The organism is Mesorhizobium sp. USDA 4413 (assembly GCF_056280365.1).
This window is the reverse complement of record NZ_JBVPRP010000001.1, coordinates 2,295,376-2,312,917: the sequence shown is the minus strand read 5'-3', so window position 1 is coordinate 2,312,917 and position 17,542 is coordinate 2,295,376. Positions and strand designations below refer to the sequence as shown.

At 57.6% G+C, this 17,542-nt stretch carries 12 protein-coding genes and 2 pseudogenes; 8 read left to right on the top strand and 6 right to left on the bottom strand.

Annotated elements, in window-relative coordinates; genetic code table 11:
- Positions 1–257: 257 nt before the first annotated feature.
- Complete coding sequence (locus ACVMIM_RS11245; RefSeq protein WP_040985359.1) at positions 258–1,688, bottom strand: dicarboxylate/amino acid:cation symporter; 1,431 nt, start codon at positions 1,686–1,688, stop codon at positions 258–260.
- A gap of 223 nt (positions 1,689–1,911) precedes the next feature.
- Between ACVMIM_RS11245 and ACVMIM_RS11240 the strand changes: the two genes are divergently transcribed.
- From ACVMIM_RS11240 to ACVMIM_RS11205, 8 genes are all read left to right on the top strand, one after another.
- Positions 1,912–3,798 carry a sensor histidine kinase gene (locus ACVMIM_RS11240; protein WP_476111971.1) on the top strand — a complete coding sequence of 629 codons (1,887 nt, stop codon included), beginning with the start codon at positions 1,912–1,914 and terminating at the stop codon, positions 3,796–3,798.
- Positions 3,795–5,159 carry a sigma-54-dependent transcriptional regulator gene (locus ACVMIM_RS11235; RefSeq protein WP_071095197.1) on the top strand — a complete coding sequence of 455 codons (1,365 nt, stop codon included), beginning with the start codon at positions 3,795–3,797 and terminating at the stop codon, positions 5,157–5,159. Before ACVMIM_RS11240 ends, ACVMIM_RS11235 begins: the two co-directional genes overlap by 4 nt.
- Before the next feature lie 242 nt (positions 5,160–5,401).
- A complete protein-coding gene (locus ACVMIM_RS11230; RefSeq protein WP_040985364.1) occupies positions 5,402–6,433 on the top strand; it encodes a LacI family DNA-binding transcriptional regulator in 1,032 nt (343 codons plus the stop codon).
- 223 nt (positions 6,434–6,656) lie between these two features.
- Positions 6,657–6,860: a hypothetical protein gene (locus tag ACVMIM_RS11225; protein WP_476111968.1), complete on the top strand. Its 204-nt coding sequence runs from the start codon at positions 6,657–6,659 to the stop codon at positions 6,858–6,860.
- Positions 6,861–6,968: 108 nt separating this feature from the next.
- Positions 6,969–7,718, top strand: a complete 750-nt coding sequence (locus ACVMIM_RS11220) for a carbonic anhydrase (RefSeq protein WP_040986111.1) — start codon at positions 6,969–6,971, stop codon at positions 7,716–7,718.
- Positions 7,719–8,694: 976 nt separating this feature from the next.
- Positions 8,695–9,933 (top strand): MFS transporter, encoded by a 1,239-nt coding sequence (locus ACVMIM_RS11215; RefSeq protein ID WP_476111966.1) that lies wholly within the window; start codon positions 8,695–8,697, stop codon positions 9,931–9,933.
- Positions 9,934–10,608: 675 nt separating this feature from the next.
- Entirely contained in the window at positions 10,609–11,991 is a 1,383-nt protein-coding gene (locus tag ACVMIM_RS11210) for a SidA/IucD/PvdA family monooxygenase (protein ID WP_082037179.1), read from the top strand.
- Entirely contained in the window at positions 11,957–13,957 is a 2,001-nt protein-coding gene (locus tag ACVMIM_RS11205) for a class I tRNA ligase family protein (protein ID WP_082037180.1), read from the top strand. Before ACVMIM_RS11210 ends, ACVMIM_RS11205 begins: the two co-directional genes overlap by 35 nt.
- Positions 13,958–14,011: 54 nt before the next feature.
- Here the strand turns inward: ACVMIM_RS11205 and ACVMIM_RS11200 are convergent.
- From ACVMIM_RS11200 to ACVMIM_RS11180, 5 genes and pseudogenes are all read right to left on the bottom strand, one after another.
- Positions 14,012–14,601: pseudogene (locus ACVMIM_RS11200) on the bottom strand (transposase); the annotation flags it as partial.
- Positions 14,602–14,622: 21 nt separating this feature from the next.
- The gene (locus tag ACVMIM_RS11195) at positions 14,623–14,997 is read right to left on the bottom strand and encodes a hypothetical protein (protein WP_476111963.1); all 375 of its coding nucleotides are present in this window, start codon (positions 14,995–14,997) and stop codon (positions 14,623–14,625) included.
- Between the two features lie 333 nt (positions 14,998–15,330).
- Positions 15,331–16,077, bottom strand: coding sequence for a cysteate racemase (gene cuyB / locus ACVMIM_RS11190; protein WP_040986112.1), 747 nt, complete (start codon positions 16,075–16,077; stop codon positions 15,331–15,333).
- Between the two features lie 105 nt (positions 16,078–16,182).
- Positions 16,183–16,469 (bottom strand): annotated as a pseudogene (locus ACVMIM_RS11185) (glutamine--fructose-6-phosphate transaminase (isomerizing)); the annotation flags it as partial.
- 254 nt (positions 16,470–16,723) lie between these two features.
- Positions 16,724–17,518, bottom strand: coding sequence for a sulfotransferase (locus ACVMIM_RS11180; RefSeq protein ID WP_052457887.1), 795 nt, complete (start codon positions 17,516–17,518; stop codon positions 16,724–16,726).
- Positions 17,519–17,542 lie beyond the last annotated feature (24 nt).

The window sequence follows — 17,542 nt, the reverse complement described above, 5'->3', positions numbered from 1 at the left end:
ACGCGGAAGGTCCTTACTTCAGACGAAGCTAGAAGCGATCAAAACAACGGCATATTTTTGCGAGCAACCGCTTTCTGCGGGGATATAAATATGGTTTCTACAGGCAGACTGGATTCTACATACTTCTTTGGTATTTATAATATCTACGACATCTCAGGCAGCAGTATATCCACTTGCTCTTGTGCCTATGCTTACTCTTACGTGTTGTAGGTGAGTTCTCGCTGGTATTTAACCGGCTTTCGGCGCGTTTGTTTTCATCAATCCGCGAGTCCTCGCTTGGTGTCTGCGGCTCGCCCGTGCTGTGGTGGTGACCGATCCGGCGAAGGGACGACTCGCAACGAGGCGGCCTCACTTGGCGGCTGCGGGACGCGTGGCTGGCCGGCCAATGTCTCGGCAAGATGACGCCCTGCAAACGCCGCTTCCAACTGCACCTGATCCAATTCGCCTTCCCAACGGGCGACCACGAGCGTTGCCACGGCATTGCCGATGATGTTCGTAAGGGCCCGGCACTCGGACATGAAACGGTCGATACCGAGGATCAATGCCATGCCAGCCACCGGAACGGACGGCACCACAGAAAGAGTAGCGGCCAGTGTGACGAAGCCGGCGCCGGTGACCCCCGCCGCCCCCTTAGAGGAAAGCATCGCAACGAGCAGCAATAGGATCTGATCGCCGATCGAGAGATCCGTATTCGTCGCCTGGGCGATAAAGAGGGCCGCAAGCGTCATATAGATATTGGTGCCGTCCAGATTGAAGGAATATCCCGTCGGAATGACCAGCGCTACGACTGAACGCTTGGCGCCAGCCTTCTCCATCTTCTCCATGAGAGTGGGCAGCGCGGCCTCCGAGGAGGACGTTCCAAGAACCAATAGCAGCTCTTCCTTGATGTATCGGATGAGAGAGACGATCGAGAAGCCATTGTAACGGCAGACCGCGCCGAGAACGATAAACACGAATAGAAAGGCCGTGACGTAGAACGTCCCGACCAACATTGCGAGATTGACGACGGAGCCGATGCCGTACTTGCCGATTGTGAAGGCCATGGCGCCGAACGCGCCGATCGGGGCAGCCTTCATCAGGATGCCAACGAGCGCAAAGACCGGCACAGTGAGCGCCTGGAGGAAGGAACTGATCGGCTTGCCCATCTCTCCAACCATCGCAAGCGCAATGCCAAACAGGACCGAGAAGAAAAGGACCTGAAGGATATCGCCGTCTGCAAAGGCGGCCACAATCGTGGTCGGAATGATGTTCATCAGAAAGCCCGTCACGGACTGCTCGTGGGCCTTTGCGGCATAGGGATTGACGGCTTGGATATCGATCGAGGCCGGATCAATGTTGAGGCCGGCGCCGGGTTGAACGACATTGGACATGATGAGGCCGACGATCAGTGCCAGAGTCGAGAAGGTGAGGAAATAGACCATCGCCTTGCTGGCTACCCGTCCGACCTTTTGAAGGCTGTGCATGCCGGCGATGCCGGTCGCGACGGTCAAAAAGATTACCGGTGCGATGATCATCTTGACGAGCTTGATGAAGGCGTCGCCAAGCGGCTTCATGTTTTCGCCGATTTCGGGGTTGAAATGGCCGAGCGCGACGCCCAGTGCGATGGCGGCAATCACCTGCACGTAAAGCCGTGCATAGAAAGGCTTGCGAGGCGGGACATTTGCGTTGGGGCCCTTTGCGGTTAACATAATCTCTCTCCCAGACCGGATCTTGGCACTGCCTCTTCTCCCCGGGTTATTCCCGATCGCTGCGCTCCGGTCGAACGCTGCTGCGCTGTTCGTCGCAAGACATATGCCAAACGGAGAGGCCAAGCGGATCGCGCAATTTCGGATGTTTTCAGGGAGGTTGCGCCACGCACGTGTGTGAATTTCCGCACTCCATGGTTCCAATTGGCGAAATCCGGCACTAAAGGTGAGTCTGGAGAACGCGGTAGCGAACGACGGCATCAGCGAGGGTGGCTTGCATAAGGCCCCGTTCAACTTCCCTGGCAGATTGGGCACCGGCAGATTTCTCTGGCTTGCGGTTTTGGCTGCACTTCTTGGTCCCGGGCTCGGTTTTTTTGTTTTTACAGCCGGCCGTATTGCCGGCACCAAAGCTGAGTCAGACCTACGCGATCGAGCTTTTGCCGCGCGCCCGCTTGCAGCCGACACTTTGAAAGGAGATGTCGAGAAGCAGCGATTGATTCCGCGCGTCTTGGCTCGTGATGGTGCGGTCCAGGAGATGCTTCGCCGTCCGGCCACCGGTGGGGAAGCTGCGCTGAATGAAAAGCTTCGAGCCATCGCGCGCGACGCCGCCTCTTCAGTCATCTACGTCATCAACAGTGAGGGAACGACGGTTGCTGCGAGCAATGCTGGCGAACCCACCAGTTTTGTCGGCCGCGATTACCGTTTCCGTCGCTACTTCGTTGAAGCGATGGCGAGCGGCATGGCCACGCAATACGCACTTGGTACCGTTAGCAAGCGCCCCGGCCTCTTCTTGTCGAGCCGGATCGATGGACCGGAGGGGCCACTCGGTGTCGTCGTGGTGAAGGTCGAGCTCGATCGTGTGGAGGCGAGCTGGCGCGAGAGCGGTTTCGTGGTCTTCACGAGCGACGAGCGCGGCGTCGTCCTTTCGACCAGCGTGCCTCAATGGCGTTTTGGCGCTCTCTCCCCGCTTTCCAAAAAAGAGGCAAAAATCGCCCGCGATCATTTGCAACTGCCTGGCGCGGCGTTCGAACCCGTTCCGCTTTCGCACCGCAGCGGCAACCTGGTCACCGCAAGTACCGCCGACAAGGCAGCCGGCTTTGTCACAGTTTCGCAGGATCTCGGCAAAGTGGTCCCAGGTTGGCGGCTGTCACTGCTCATTCCTGCCGACGCAGAGATTTCCGCGGCGATGATGACAGCCCGCGCCACAGCACTACTTGCCCTCGTGCTCGTGGCATTTGCCGTTTTCATTATTGTTCGACGGCGCCGGATGATCCGACAACGGCAGGACGCGCTTGCGCGCATGAACGCGGAACTGGAACATCGCGTCAACTTGCGTACGGCAGAGCTCCTACGTTCGAACGAAGCGCTCGCAGCTCAGATAGCCGAGCGCGAGAATGCCGAGGCAAGAGTGCGCCGGTTACGTGATGAACTCTCTCAGGCGAATCGCCTCTCAATTCTTGGTCAGATCGCAGCCGGAGTTGCTCACGAGATTAACCAGCCGGTCACAGCAATTCGCACCTATGCCGAAAATGCTTCACGTCTTCTCCAAGGCGATAGGCCGCAAGAGACCGCAGGGAATTTGAAATCGATCATCGCTATAACGGGACGTATCGGGGCGATCACCGAGACGCTGCGGTCGTTCTCTCGCCGCGCAACCGGTTCCGTGGGGCCAATATCGGCGGAGGAGGCGATCGACGGGGCGCTTTCGCTCCTTTCGAGCCGAATCCGCGAATCTGGCGTGACGATCGAACGGCAACTGACAGATCCGTCTCCGATGGTGATGGCAAGTTGCGTTCGGCTGGAGCAAATCCTAGTCAATCTCTTGCAGAATTCACTCGATGCCCTGAAAGGCCTGCCGCAGCCGCGGATCGAGATAGCACTTGGCCAGAACAAGGAAACAGTCACCATTTCGGTTCGAGACAACGGTGCCGGCCTCGCCCCTGAAATTCGCAAGAGCCTCTTCATGCCATTTACCACAAGCAAGGAAAAGGGGCTCGGCCTTGGCCTGCTTATCTCAGAGGAAATCGCCCGCGAACTCGGCGGCTCGTTGCGGCTCGATGCCAGCCACGAGAGGGGGACTTCCTTCACCATCGAATTGAGGCGTGCCGAATGAGTTGCGAAAAAGGACCTGTCATCTTCGTTGACGACGACGATGACCTGCTGCCCGCTGCAGGGCAGATGCTGGAACTTGCCGGCTTTAGCCCTATCGTCGTCAATTCCGCCGAGGCGGCACTCGCCAGAATCGACGAGAACTTCAATGGTCCCGTCGTCAGCGACATCCGCATGCCCAAAATGAACGGGCTTCAGCTCTTTGAACGAGTGAAAGCAATCGATACGGACATCCCTTTTGTCCTTATCACTGGGCACGGCGACGTCGAACTCGCCGTTGCCGCCATCAAGGACGGCGCTTACGATTTCATCTCCAAGCCATATGAGACCGACCGGCTTTTGGTGACGCTGAATCGCGCTTCCGAAAACCGGCACCTGGTCCTGGAAAACAGGCGCCTCAGGGATGCGGTCGTCCGATCCGCGGGCGATATGCCTCTCCTAGGGAACGCGCCGAGTATGACACGGCTGCGAGACACGATTCGACAGATCGCCGATACGGGTGTGGACGTCCTTGTGGAGGGTGAAACCGGCACGGGCAAGGAGGTGGTCGCGGACCTGCTTCACCGCTGGAGCAGTCGAATTACCAAGCCGTTCGTGGCCTTGAACTGCGGGGCGCTGCCCGAAAGTGTCATCGAAAGCGAACTTTTCGGCCACGAAGCAGGCGCGTTTACCGGTGCGCACAGGCGCAGGATCGGTCGGCTCGAATACGCGAATGGCGGCACCCTATTCCTCGACGAAATTGAGTCCATGCCGCCTGCACTCCAGATCAAACTCCTAAGAGTACTCGAGACCCGCCAGATCACGCCACTTGGAACCAATGAAACCCGCAGCATCAATGTTCGTGTCGTGGCTGCGACAAAGGTCGATCTGAGCGATCCGGCCGCCCGCGGTGACTTCAGGGAAGATCTATATTTCCGTTTGAACGTCGTGACGGTCAATATCCCGCCTCTTCGCGAGCGGCGCGAGGACATCCCGATCCTCTTTGCGCATTTCCTGGAACGCGCGTGCAAACGCTTCGGCAAGCCAGTGTGGGAGATAACCGCGGCCGTGCGTAATCATCTCATGGGCCATGATTGGCCCGGCAATGTCCGCGAACTTGCGCATTTCGCGGATCGGGTTGCATTGGGACTTGAGGGGGCGCCGAATTCGCTCCCTGGAAAAGGAGGCGCTGAATTAAGCCTCTCTCTTTCCGAAAAGGTTAGTCTTTATGAGGCGACCGTTATCCGCAACGCTTTGCGGGAATGCGATGGCGACGTGAGGAGGACGACCGAGTTTCTGCAGGTGCCTCGCAAAACCTTTTACGACAAGCTGAAACGCTATGGAATAATTCCGGGCCTGTATCGAAGCAGCCGCGATTGTTCTTGAACTCGCCAGTCCCGCCGAAAGGCTGCTATGGCTTGTGGGCACCGGAAAAATGAGCTGCTTGCGCCCAACAATACTTCACCGGTGCGGATACGTCGGGGGCGCGCTCTGGCAGTGTGCGGATCGTCTCGTGAGGCGGGCCCTGACGATCGGGCAGTTTGGGATCAGTCCTTTTTGGCTCCGATACCTGAAAATTCCGTGACCCGTCCTCTATGTTCCCCGTGACTTCCTGTTAGACTCGAATCATGACCAAGCGCCCCACAATTGCAGATCTCGCCCGCGAAGCCGGCGTTAGCGTAGCGACCGTCGATCGGGTTTTGAACGGTCGTCGACTGGTGAGGGAACAGACCGCTCGACGGGTCTGCGAGGCGGCCCGCGCCATCGGCTACAACGCAACTGGTCTGATGCATCAGCGCGCTCAGCGGATTTTGCCGGAGTACCGATTAGGCTTTATTCTCAGAATGCCGGCCGATCATTTCTATCAGGATTTCGCGCGAGAGATCAAAGCTGCTGTCAGCGCGGCACATTCCTTCCGGGGCATTCCAGTCGTTGAATTTGCGCCCTCGCATAGGCCTAGCGACCTGGTCGAGCTGCTTGAGGACATGGGTGCACGCTGCCACGCGATCGCGATGATGGCACCGGATCATCCAACCGTCACGGCAGCTGTCGAAGCACTCAAATCGAACGGAACCCCGGTTTTTTCCCTGCTTTCCGATTTTGCCGCCGGCGTGCGCGAGGGCTATCTGGGCCTCAACAACCGCAAGGTTGGACGGACGGCCGCTTGGATGTTTTCCAAGGTTGCAAAAAGGCCAGGCAAGGTGGCGGTCTTGGTCGTCAGCCATCGTTTTCAGGGTCCCGAATTGCGAGAAACCGGCTTTCGCTCATACTTTCGTGAGAAAGCGCCGACGTTCGAGGTGCTGGACACGCGCGTGAACCTCGATACGCGGCAAACCACCTACGAGGCCACTCGCGACGTCATACAACGCGAATCCGAACTTGTCGGTTTGTATGTCGCCGGCGGAGGTACGGAGGGCGCCATCGCTGCGCTCCGGGAAGAGGGCGATGGTCGGGATCTCCTCGCGATCGTAAACGAGATCACGCCAGAGTCGCGGGCAGCACTCGCGGACGACATCATTACGATGGCGGTTGCCACGCCCCTGCGCCAGCTTTGCCAGGAGTTGGTGACGCTGATGGTCAGGGCAATCGAGACAGGCACCGCGGAGGCGCCATGGCAGACGTTTTTGCCGTTTGAGATTTATCTGCCGGAAAACATTTGAGGCGAGATTCGCTCTCGTTGATCGGTTCGCCACGACAGAGCATAACAAATTCCACCGTATCTCATCAACGGAAACGTTCTTCGACTCTGCTCCCGTGTTCTTCTCGTCCGGTCTCGACGATGGCCTGCGACATGAAACTGAAGAGCCGCATAACTGAGCTACCAGACCCATCGCCAGGCTGATGTGAGGAGCTTGCTCACAACGGCGCACGACGACCATATGATTGTCTGGAAATCAGAAAGACGATCCCAATCCGCGGTTCGGCGAGCTGGGCGGTGGAATGCATGCAACAATAGTCGATTGGATTGCAACAGCCGCCGATGCCCAGGCAATCGCTTCTGCAATGGATGAGAGAAAAGTCGCCGTTCAATCGTTATGCAGCCACCCCACGATCCACGGTGTGGATGAGTTTAATCAAAACAATTGATTTTGCGATTTTTTTGAAATGAGGCAACTCGCTGGATCGAATGCGTCTGTCCTCGCAACGACCCCCTTTTTTCAATTCGAAGAGCATAAGGTCGGAAAGGAAAGCAATATGCATCGTCGTCGCCTGATCAAAGGGTTCATTGCACAGGGCGCTTGCCTCATCTGTGCGGCGTCCGCGCGTGCGGAGGGGGTCCATTGGGGATACACCGGTCAGGTGGGGCCTGAGCACTGGGCCGATCTGGACAGGAAGAACTTCGTCTGTTCGGCGGGTACGCAGCAATCACCCGTTGATATTACCGGCGCTGTTGAGGCCGACATGCCGCGCATCGCAGTAGATTGGCACAAGGGCCGCCGCAAGATGGTGAATAACGGCCATACCATTCAAATCAATATGCCGGAAGGCAGCACGCTGACCCGCGGGGATCGCACTTTCGAATTGATCCAATTCCATTTTCATGCGCCAAGCGAGCATCGCATAGCTGGCAAGAGTTTCCCGATGGAAGCGCATTTCGTCCACAAGGACACAAAGAGCGACAGCTTTGGCGTCCTGGGAGTCTTTCTGATACCAGGCGCGACAAACGATAGCTTTGCAAGCCTGGCAGCAGTCTTCCCTGCGTGGCCAGGCGCCTCAACGGCCGCCGACATCGATCCCAGCGGGCTTCTCCCGGCCTCGCTCAGCTACTGGACCTATGAGGGATCGTTGACGACGCCGCCATGCACCGAGAACGTTGAATGGATGTTGGCAAAAGAACCGATTGAGGTCGACGCCGCGGATATTGCTCGATTTACCTCGCTATATCCCCAGAACGCACGGCCTATCCGTTCACCTAATCGGCGCTTCATCCTAGACATCAACTGAGGCGTTGGAATGCGGCAGTAAAGAACGTTGGCCGGCAGAGGAGGCGGTCGCAGAACGCGAAAGGCGACCGCTTTGCTGCCTATCCGATGAAGATGAAAGCGGCCGGATCATTGGCGCCGAGATAACCGCAACGCAGGCCGGCTTCGTTAATGCGCCAGCGATGTGTCATCGGCACCGAGCACATCTCGTCCATAAAAGTTCTCGGACCGCAGACTTGCGGCTCCGGGCATGATCGCCTGCCGATAGACAGGACGCTCTATTGGTTAAGGCACCGCCACTCCTCGATGGGAGCACCGGTCGGCATCGAGCAACCGCTACAGATCTCCACCACCCCTCCCCAGATGCAGCAGGGCCCAGTCCCGGCGCCGTTGGCTTTTTGGTGGAGGCCCGCTTCTGGATCGGTAGTCGAGGCGTGCGTATTGTCCGACCGCTTTTAGCCTTTGAAGCTCAATCGCTGTTGCGTCCCACCGGCATAAGGCATGGTCGCAGGCGCATTCCGCGCCGCAGCATAGGCATCGTATCGTGGCGCACCTCGCGGCGGCCAGCCTGAGGCCCTGCCCGCCTCTCAACTCCTCGTAGGATAGTTGTGACTCACCGAAGCCAGGCCTACCCGTCCCAACGGCGCCGCCCGACATCTTTTGTCGGGTTTGTCGAGTTCACGATAGGGGCGTTCTTTAGCCGAGCTCTAGCTTTTCTTCAGGCTAATCGACTGAAAAGAAATCACAAAATTCCTTCTTCGGCTCAATCGATCAAACTGGCATGAATCTTGAGCATCTCCGTTGCCAGGCGGGCAGCAGCTGACTGTCGCGGTTCATATCACGGCTAGCCACAATGGAGGGCTGGAGTAAAGCGATACTCTACGGTTGTGCACGCGTTGCTCAAAGCACAGTAGACATGTGTTCACAGAACGGCCGAATAGCCGTGAAATACAACATCGCTCCGCGCGGAAGCAGCGTATAACTTCATGGAATGAGAAATGAACGCCCCCACTATTTCACTCTTCAGTGCTCGTGTTCTGTGGTATAGGCGTATGTTCATCGCTGAACGATGCCTGATTTCGTTCGCGATGGGCATTTTTGCGCTGCTTCCAGTTTACCTGTTGTCGATTGGGCGAGACGAGATCTTTTTTGGCTCGATGTCAGCAGCGGGCATGGCGACCGCCATCTTGATAGTCTTGATCAGTCCTTCGCTCACCCGGCAGTTTAGCGTGCGAAGGCTTGCACCTATCGGCGGGCTTCTCTATGCAGCAGGCTGCGCGACCATCCTCATAAACGAGTTTTCGGGGGTGCGCGCGACACTCCCCTACTTCCTGAGCTACATGCTGCAATCAGGTGGATGGGCGCTGCACTTCACCGTGGGCTCAATCTGCATTGCCGCCCTTTCAAGCGATGCAGACCGGTCATCGAGCTTCATGGCCTACTCTGCATTCTCAACCTTAGGGCTAGCCTGCGGACCTCTGCTAAGCAGCCTCGTTACCCGGTTCACCGGCTTGGGCACGCTGGACATGTTCATTCTGGCAATGCTTGCGGCGACGGCAGGTTCCGCATTGTCATCGTGGGCAGCGCAGCATGCGGCGAACATCCGCGACGCCGATATTCCCAACAACGCCTCGCTTGCACGCGACCTTTTCACTCTCCTTTTCAGCAATTCTGCAATGTTTTTTGTACTCGTACTGCTGTCGGCAAGCATTTACACCACTTTGATAAACTTCCAGGCTCCATTTGCGAACAATTCCGGTCTTCGGTATGAAATATTTTTTGGCTCTTGGGCGATAGGAGCAGTCGGCTCTAGGTTTTCAATTGGTCCGCGCGTGAGCCGCGGTGCGCCCGATCGGATCTTGCCGTTACTCCTGGGCGGGATGGTTATTTCGCTTCTCGGTTTCCACTACTCTCCGGGTCATCCTGTTATTTACGCGATGGGATCACTGGCGACCGGCATAACCTACGGGCTATCGTATCCCTTGATGCAGGCAGAAGCTGTCCGCGTGACTGCGCCGCAGTCCCGAACCTTGGTGCAGATCATCTTCAGCCTTTCCTATTTCCTTGGCTTGTATTTCTTCCCCTTCGCTGCGGGCATCGTGTCAGTTCACCTGGGGTACGATACACTGACGGCGTTAATTCCCGGCTTGGCTCTGCTGCAAACGGCTATTGCTCTTCTTGGCTATCGCACGACTCGGCGCAACCCGGCTTCGACCGCGGCCGGCGACAAAGGCTAAAGCACGATGTGCGGGAGGTCCCATGTCGTCATCGGAGCCGGCCCAGTCGGCCGGGCGGTTGCCCTGCAACTTGCGAGCCAGCAGGACGCGTTGGTTGTGCTGATTGACAGGAGCCGTTCTGTGCTTGCTAAGGCGCAAGGGCTTCTGAGCGACGTCAAAAACATCCGCTTTGACGTGTCATTAGGTCCATGCGCTCTCTCAATTCAAGCACGATCGCTGATCATGGCGACGTCTTGGAATGACTGCCGAAATTTGGTCGTCAAACTCGCGCACCAAATGCACGAGTCAGGTCTACACACTCCTATTATTTGCGTCGGCAGGCCAGACCCCGAGGATCCTGACATCGCCCGGATGGTAAGGAACATGGCGACCAGGTCATCCTTGATGTGGCCATTGAGGATCGCCATCGCAAACCTGGCCGCTGGACGTGCGTCTTTCGCTCCGCACTTCAGGAACGAGGCTTCTCAAGCATGGCTATCGCGACTGCGGTTCCAGTGGCCGCAGCCGTGGAATGTGTCACGCACAAACAGTTGCGGGGCGCCATACACCCCGGCGAACCCACTCTCGCCGAAGTCGCCTCGATGGCCCTCGAGAAAATGAGGGGAAGCCGGATGGCTGTCTTAGCCGAGCGCGCAACTGGGCTGTTGGAAACAAGCACGATTTTTGGAGCCGGTCATGCAAAGACGGAAAACGCTGCTCGTGGGCAGCGGACCAGCAAACCTTGCACTGCTGACGTGCCTGAAAGAATGGGGTTCCTCAGTTCTGGATTCGCTGGAAGTCCTTGAGCGCCGCGACAGTGCAGAATGGCACCCAGGCATTGCTTTCGAGGATTCAAGACTCCAAGTCTCCTTGTTCAAGGACCTGGCATTCCTGAGGAATCCGGCAAGCCCATTCACTTTCTTCTCGTTCTTGCACGACAGGGAGCTTCTATACCATTTTATCCATACGAACGAACTATATCCTTCAAGGAAGCTATTCTCCGACTATCTGGTCTGGGTAAGCGGGTTTTTCGCGAATAAGATTTGTTTCGGCAAGGAGGCGGTGGAAGTCAGGTTCCGCGAGAGGCCATCAGGAACCCCAACCCTTGTCGTCACGGTACGGGATATGTCGAGCGGGGACGTTTCGGAAACCGAAGCTGACGACGTGGTCGTGAGCCTTGGGCATGAACCATACCTTCCCGAAGAACTGGCCGTCGATCCCGGCCGCGTGGTGCATTCAAACTTCTTCCTGTCTCATGCGAACGAGGGGATGATCAACGCGAACGCGCGCGTTGCAGTCGTCGGATCCGGGCAAAGCGCCGGCGAGATAGTCCGGTTCCTGCTTCAGCATCGGGAAGTATCGGAAGTTATCGTCGTTGGTCGGCGCCACCTCTTTGAACAGACGGATGACAACCCGTTTGTGAATGACTTCTACACCTATCCACACTCGCTAAAGTTCGCGAAGCTGCCACCCGAAGATCGCAATAGGTTTCTTACCGACACGAGGAATACGAACTTCTCCACCGTCACCAAGGACGTCCTCAAAAGCATCTACGATCTTCGCTTCGAGGACCAAGTGTGTGGGCGCGATAGGCTCAGACTGTTCCCGTATACGGAAATCACAGCGGCGGAGCGTGTTGAGGATAGCTTTCGTCTTCACCTTCGCGGAATCGGAAGCAGGCAAGAACTGACAACGCTTGAAATTGACCTTCTGGTTTGCGCGACGGGCTTTTCAAACCGTCGCCATCTATCCTTCCTCCAACCGCTGCAACCGGTCATCGAAGACGCCGCCCTCGTTATCGACGAGTCGTTTGAAGTGGATCTCGGCCAGACGGCATTGCGCCGCTCCGGTCCGCGACCTCGCGTTTTCCTCATGAACCACTCTTTTGGCCTCCGGGGCCCAACGGAGCACACGCTCGGCGGTCTGGCCGAGCGGGCGGCGGTCGTGGCGAAGGCGCTGCAAGACACGCGCGTGCTTTCAACCCCTGCGGACCGCCCAGATATGTCGCCAGCTGAATGCCCCCCAAAATTCGAGAGTGGAACGAATGATCTATCCGCAAATAATAGATCTCAAAAATGAAGCACGTGCGGTCCCTATCTCGATTGATAGCGGTATCGTCAGGCATGATCCCTTCCCAGAAGGGGGTAACGTTTCGGTACGTCTGTTGAAGTTCAGTTCAGGCGCGACCACTTGCCGTCACAACCACGGGGAAGTCGAATTCTGGACAGTGATCTCTGGCGGCGTTCGAATTCACCTGGATGAAAAGACCTTCCTGCTGCTTGGCGGAGAGAGCATTAGGATCGACCCGCTGCGCAGGCACAGAATTGAGGCTTTGGACAGCGGTGCAGTTATGCAGACGGTGTGGTGGCACAGCCGCGCAGCGTTCGAAGAGGCGATTTCCACGAAGGAACCGACAGCAAAAGACAGACCGTTGTTGCTGGTCCCCGCCATGCTTACCCCGAATGGCCCCATGCACATAGGTCATGCCTCAGGGCCGTTCCTCCACGCGGATGTGTTGCGCCGAATTGCTGAGACAGGCGACCGAGAGGCCTTCGTGCTGCAGGGCACGCACGGACATCTTGAGCACATTGCAATTGCGGCCGACGCTGCAGGACTGGAATACTACCAACTCGCGGAGAAAAATACGGTTTCTTTCCAGGAGGCTCTGGACCGGCTCAACGCTGTCCCGGATATTTTCCTTGGGACAGAGCCAGACCGCCGCGGCAAGGCGGTCGTTCTCGAAGTCTTCAAGCGACTTTGTAGCAAGGGGCTGATCGCTGAAAAAGAGCATTTGGTCCCATATGACGTCGAAAGCGGGCGCTTCAGGGTCGACGCCTTCGTCCACGGCAAATGTCCCTATTGCGGCGGCTATGCTTCCGGCCATGAATGCGAGGATTGCGGCGCGCTGGTCCTCGATGCCGAACTTCAGGATCCGGTTGATCTCGAGGGGCGTTCCCTGGAACGTCGCCCCCTGAAGCGCCTTTTCCTGAACCTCGCTCCAATGCATGACGCGCTCGAATCCTTCGCCTCGCGGTCCTTCCTACCCATTTACGCCAAGCACTACATCGAATCTTGGCTGAGCCGGGGGCTTCCGGAAGTCTGCATCTCTAACCCAAACCGAGAGGGAATCCGCATTCCAATCCCAGGATTTGAGAGTCAGCGGTTCAACATCACCATCGAACACGTGCCTCGGCACTTGCTTGCCTTGGAAATGATAAGGGAAAAGAGCGGATACCCTGCCTTGTGGTACCAAATTCCGCGGGAGGAGATGCCGGAGCTGAACATTCTTTTCGGGGCGGACAACGCCTTCGGACGCTTGTTGGTCATTCCCGGCGTACTTTCGGCGCTTGATCTGCATGAGATGCTCCCTCGACGGATCTTCGTAAATCAGATGCTCACTCTCGATGGGAAGAAGTTCTCAACATCACGAAATCACGCAATCTGGGTGAACGATATCACTGCAAAAGAAACCGGCGAGCCGCTTCGCTTCTACTTGTGTCGCCGGCGCCCGGACGGTTCTGTTGAGGACTTCTCGCTGAGTTCTTACGAAAGCTGGAAACGGAATTTCTGGGACGGACGGCTGTTAAGGTCGACCGGGAAGGCTAAGCAGGTCATCGAGCGGGTCGCAACTGACGAGCTCCCTTTTCCCGGCCAGTGGTCAGCCACCGATATTGCGTTCCTGGCGGAGTGCAGACGCTTCACCGCAGAAGTGCGAGCGCGCTTCGAAGCGGATTACCCGGACGTACGTCAGCTGACACATGCAATCGAGGCGTTCGTCGACGCAATCGACCGCTATTCATGTTCAGTGCTGCACGTTCCAGCTGCAGCGAAGGAAAATGAGGCGCTTGACCGGACTGCGGCACGCGCAGTGACCTTCGCGCTTGTCGGACTCTGTGTCGCGGCCTACCCGCTCATACCTGATTTCGCCGTCCGCATCGCAGGGAGTCTTGGGCTGGGAATCCCCAAGCTCAGTTGGTTAGACCGCGACTGGATGGCCGAGCCAGTACGGCGCGCGGTGCCTCTACGTTCCGCGGCGTCTGGCTGAGGCAAGACCGCGAATCGTAGAATATCGGCATCTCGGACCAGCTCATACCAAGAGTCATGGAGTGTGACCGACGTGCGCCCACTGCCGCATTCCGATTGATGTGATGGTTTCGGGCGCAGCGAGGAGCTTCTGCCAAGCCTCGCAAGCGGCGTCGATGGTGGCGTCGTAGTCGTCGAAGACGCGGTTTGAGAGCCAATTCTGCCGCAGATATTGCCAGACGTTTTCGACCGGGTGGTCATGTTTTTCGGCATCCTGAGATTGGCGGTGGTGTGCCATCCGGCACGATCCATGACGAGCACAGCGTGTGCGCCCTTTTCAACATGGCGGCTGATCTCGTCAATATGGCGTTGCATGGCCTCGGTGTCGGCAAAAGGCAGAGCCAGAGCGGCCCCGGCGCAGCGCGCCGGGCAAATCGCGCCAAACAGATACGCACTCTTGTAGCGCTGATCGGCCGGCTGGCGGGGTCGGGTGCCGCGCCTTGCCCATTGCCGCACGATGCCGTTCTTCTGGCCGATGCGGGCTTCATCCTGGAACCAAAGCTCCACCTTCCACCTTCGTGCGCGGCGACAGGTCGCAAAGATGCGCCTTCAGCGTGCGTGGCCAGTTTTTTTGAATTCCTCGACAATATGGGCATCCTGGCCCGGACGCAGCCGGCATAATCCTCTTCAGCGAAAGACAAGCCAGCCCGGCAGATCGCTGGCACGACTGGCCCTGCCGTCAGGGTTCCTGCTTTGATCAAGCCCGTCAACCACATCAACGCGCTGCTCGACCGCGGCCCAGTCGCGGACCGCTGCCGCTATAAGGGCCATGTGGACATCCGCGAAGGTGAAGCCGGGCTTCTGGAAATATCCCTCTGAGTAGGTTGCGACGGCCTCCCACAGTCCCGCCGGTGTTGTGTGGCCGTAGGCTTGGAGTCGCCAGAGAAATGAGGCAGTATCGCTAATCACGTTGATCGGAATTCCGGCCGTCACCGACGGTTGGATACTATCCGTGTAGATGGCAAGTGCTCGCTCAGAATCGCCGCGCTCCAGCGCGCCCAACGCCGCGTGCCAGGCAATGTGGCCGTGGAGGATGCCAGTGCGGTCGTAGCGAGGCAGCCAATCTGCGATCAGCTTCTCGGCGTCCTCCGACGCGCCCCTTCGTACATGGCGTGGGACAGCGCGTGCACCGCGTTCGCGTTGTTTGTCCGCAGGTCGTACCCGCGCTGCGCGAGCGCTTGGCCGTGCGCCACGTTGCCGTTCTCCGCATGGCTTTCGCGCTATGACATTGGAACGGCGATGTGGTCGCCGAGATCAGAGGGGATGGCTCCTGAGATGATCCGTGAAGCGCCCCCGGGAAAAGTTCATGAACATCGGACGCAATATCTGAACATCTCAACGACGCCCACGCGATGCGTCGGCAACGTTGGTTTGGGAGGACAGTAGCGACCGGCGATCGCGATACCAGTTAATTGCGGACTGGGCCAGACATTCGGTCGCGTCGATATAAGTCATTGACCGGGAGACATCCCGCGGAATTGCCAGCGGCAATTCAGTGCACGCTAATATGACTACCTCGATACCTTTGGAGTGCAGTGCGTTCACAGCGTCACGCACAAACGGGCGCGCCGCTTCGATTTCACCCCGTTTGACCAATGCGATGGCGGACTGCTCCAACGTGGATATTTCCTCGTGGGTGAGACGAACCGGTATAAAGCCGTGCTGCCTTAGCCTGGCGTCGTAAAATCCGGAAAACAGCGTAGCGTTCGTGGCAAGTATTCCGACCTTCGTCCCCGGCCGTGCCCTGATGGATAAGGCTGCACAAACCGCATCAGCGATGTGCAGGATAGGCAGCTTAGTTGCATCAGTTAATATGGGAATCCAGTGATGCGCGGTGTTGCAGGCAATGACTATGCATTCCGCCCCCGAGCGTTCTAGACCTTTAAGACCAGCGATCATTTTGGGCAGAGGTGACTGTTGCGAAGGGTCAAACAGGGCCGCCCGTCGATCCGGTATCGTGGGGTCAGAATAGGCCACGACGGGGATATGCTCTTGATCGGTTGCCGCACGCGTCAACATGATGATTTTCTGCATTAGATCGATGGTCGCCAAAGGACCCATACCGCCAAGAACACCTATCATTCTGGTCTCCACGAGATGCAGACCGCCTGAGCCACAGCTTTGTACGCACATGACCTTGCAGAGCGGTCTGTGCAGTGGACCCAGTCGTCGAACTTGCGTCAAGCCCCTGAGGCCCAAGTCAAGGTGGTGCGCGAGTGCATGGGAGATCACCTCCGGCTGTTCATGGATCTCCTTCTCCATGAAGTGCCGATGGTTACCCCCCTTTTTGACGAGAAGACTCGTGTCTATCGACTGCTGTCGTTGCCGTTCGACTGGGTTGCCGTCGATCGAAGATCTGCGCCTGATTGCGGCGCACGATGGCCCAGTCGCCATCCTTGAGATATCGAACCGGCGCATGGCGCCAGCGCGATCGCGTCCGAGCCGAGGAACATTTCCCCTCGACCATGGTTGACGACCGGCTGCCGAAGCTCGCACCAGCAGATTCGATCGTTGCGGAAGGCATAGGCGGTAAGTGGCGCAACTGGGGCTTGCCCAATGATCCCCACACATTGGTTGAGGTCGCTCGCTGCACTGAAAAAGGAACGACTAAGAGATAGGCGCAGTACTGAGGAGAAGGCCTCGCGGCGTAGGCTCTCGTCGGCGGATCATCAATGAAGATGCCGTCCGTGGTAATAACGATGCGCAAAGGGGCCATGCTGACAGAATGTTAGTCGTTTTCGATAACCTCGGTTGCCAGCTGATTGCCCACTGCCCTTTCTCCCTCGCAGACCTCAAAGAATCTCGTGTAAGGTCCGTGCGCGAAGTGGCGGCGCAACTCCTGAAAATTCTCAATCGTTTGCTCTAGTGGTCGCGTTTCCTGGCGCTGAAGCGTCCCCGTACTGGAAAATCGCAGTGCCGGGACGCCTAGGAAATCCCAAATCGCTGCCAAGCATGTGCCAGGTTCGCGCAGAAGGCACTCGTACTCGATCTCAAGCATATTGCTTTTCGTGAAGGATCGTGCGACCCGAGCGTGGAAATCGTCGGCAGCCTTGAAGTATGCCTCGCAGTCGGCGGTCGATAATCTAACTCGCGGCGGCGGAGCGTCATTGTCCGCCCTGAACTTCAGCCATTGGTGCGTTTGTCTCGCTTGTACAAGCGACCGTAGCGATTCCAACGTATTTTCCCGAACCACGAGGATGACTTTGAGGTCTGGCCAACGGGTCAGCTCGGCAAAAAAGCCCGGACGATCATGAAACTGAGGTTCATTGATCTTGCAGCCGACATGCGTCACCTTCTTGTCGGTCCGCGAGGGATGGCGCGAGTAGGCAAGTTCAAGCAGCTCTCGATCGCTGCGAAGCAGACGGTGCTTGTCAGGCCAAGTGGTGGCATATGGATTGAGCAGCTCACCGTTGCTCAACACATTCGGATGCGCGTTCAGCAATTCTTCCAGGTAGTGCGTGCCAGTTCTTGGCATGGCCAGGATTACGAATGGCGCAGGCGGCGGTATGTGGCTATTAGTCATTGCGTGTGTTCCTAACCAGCATTA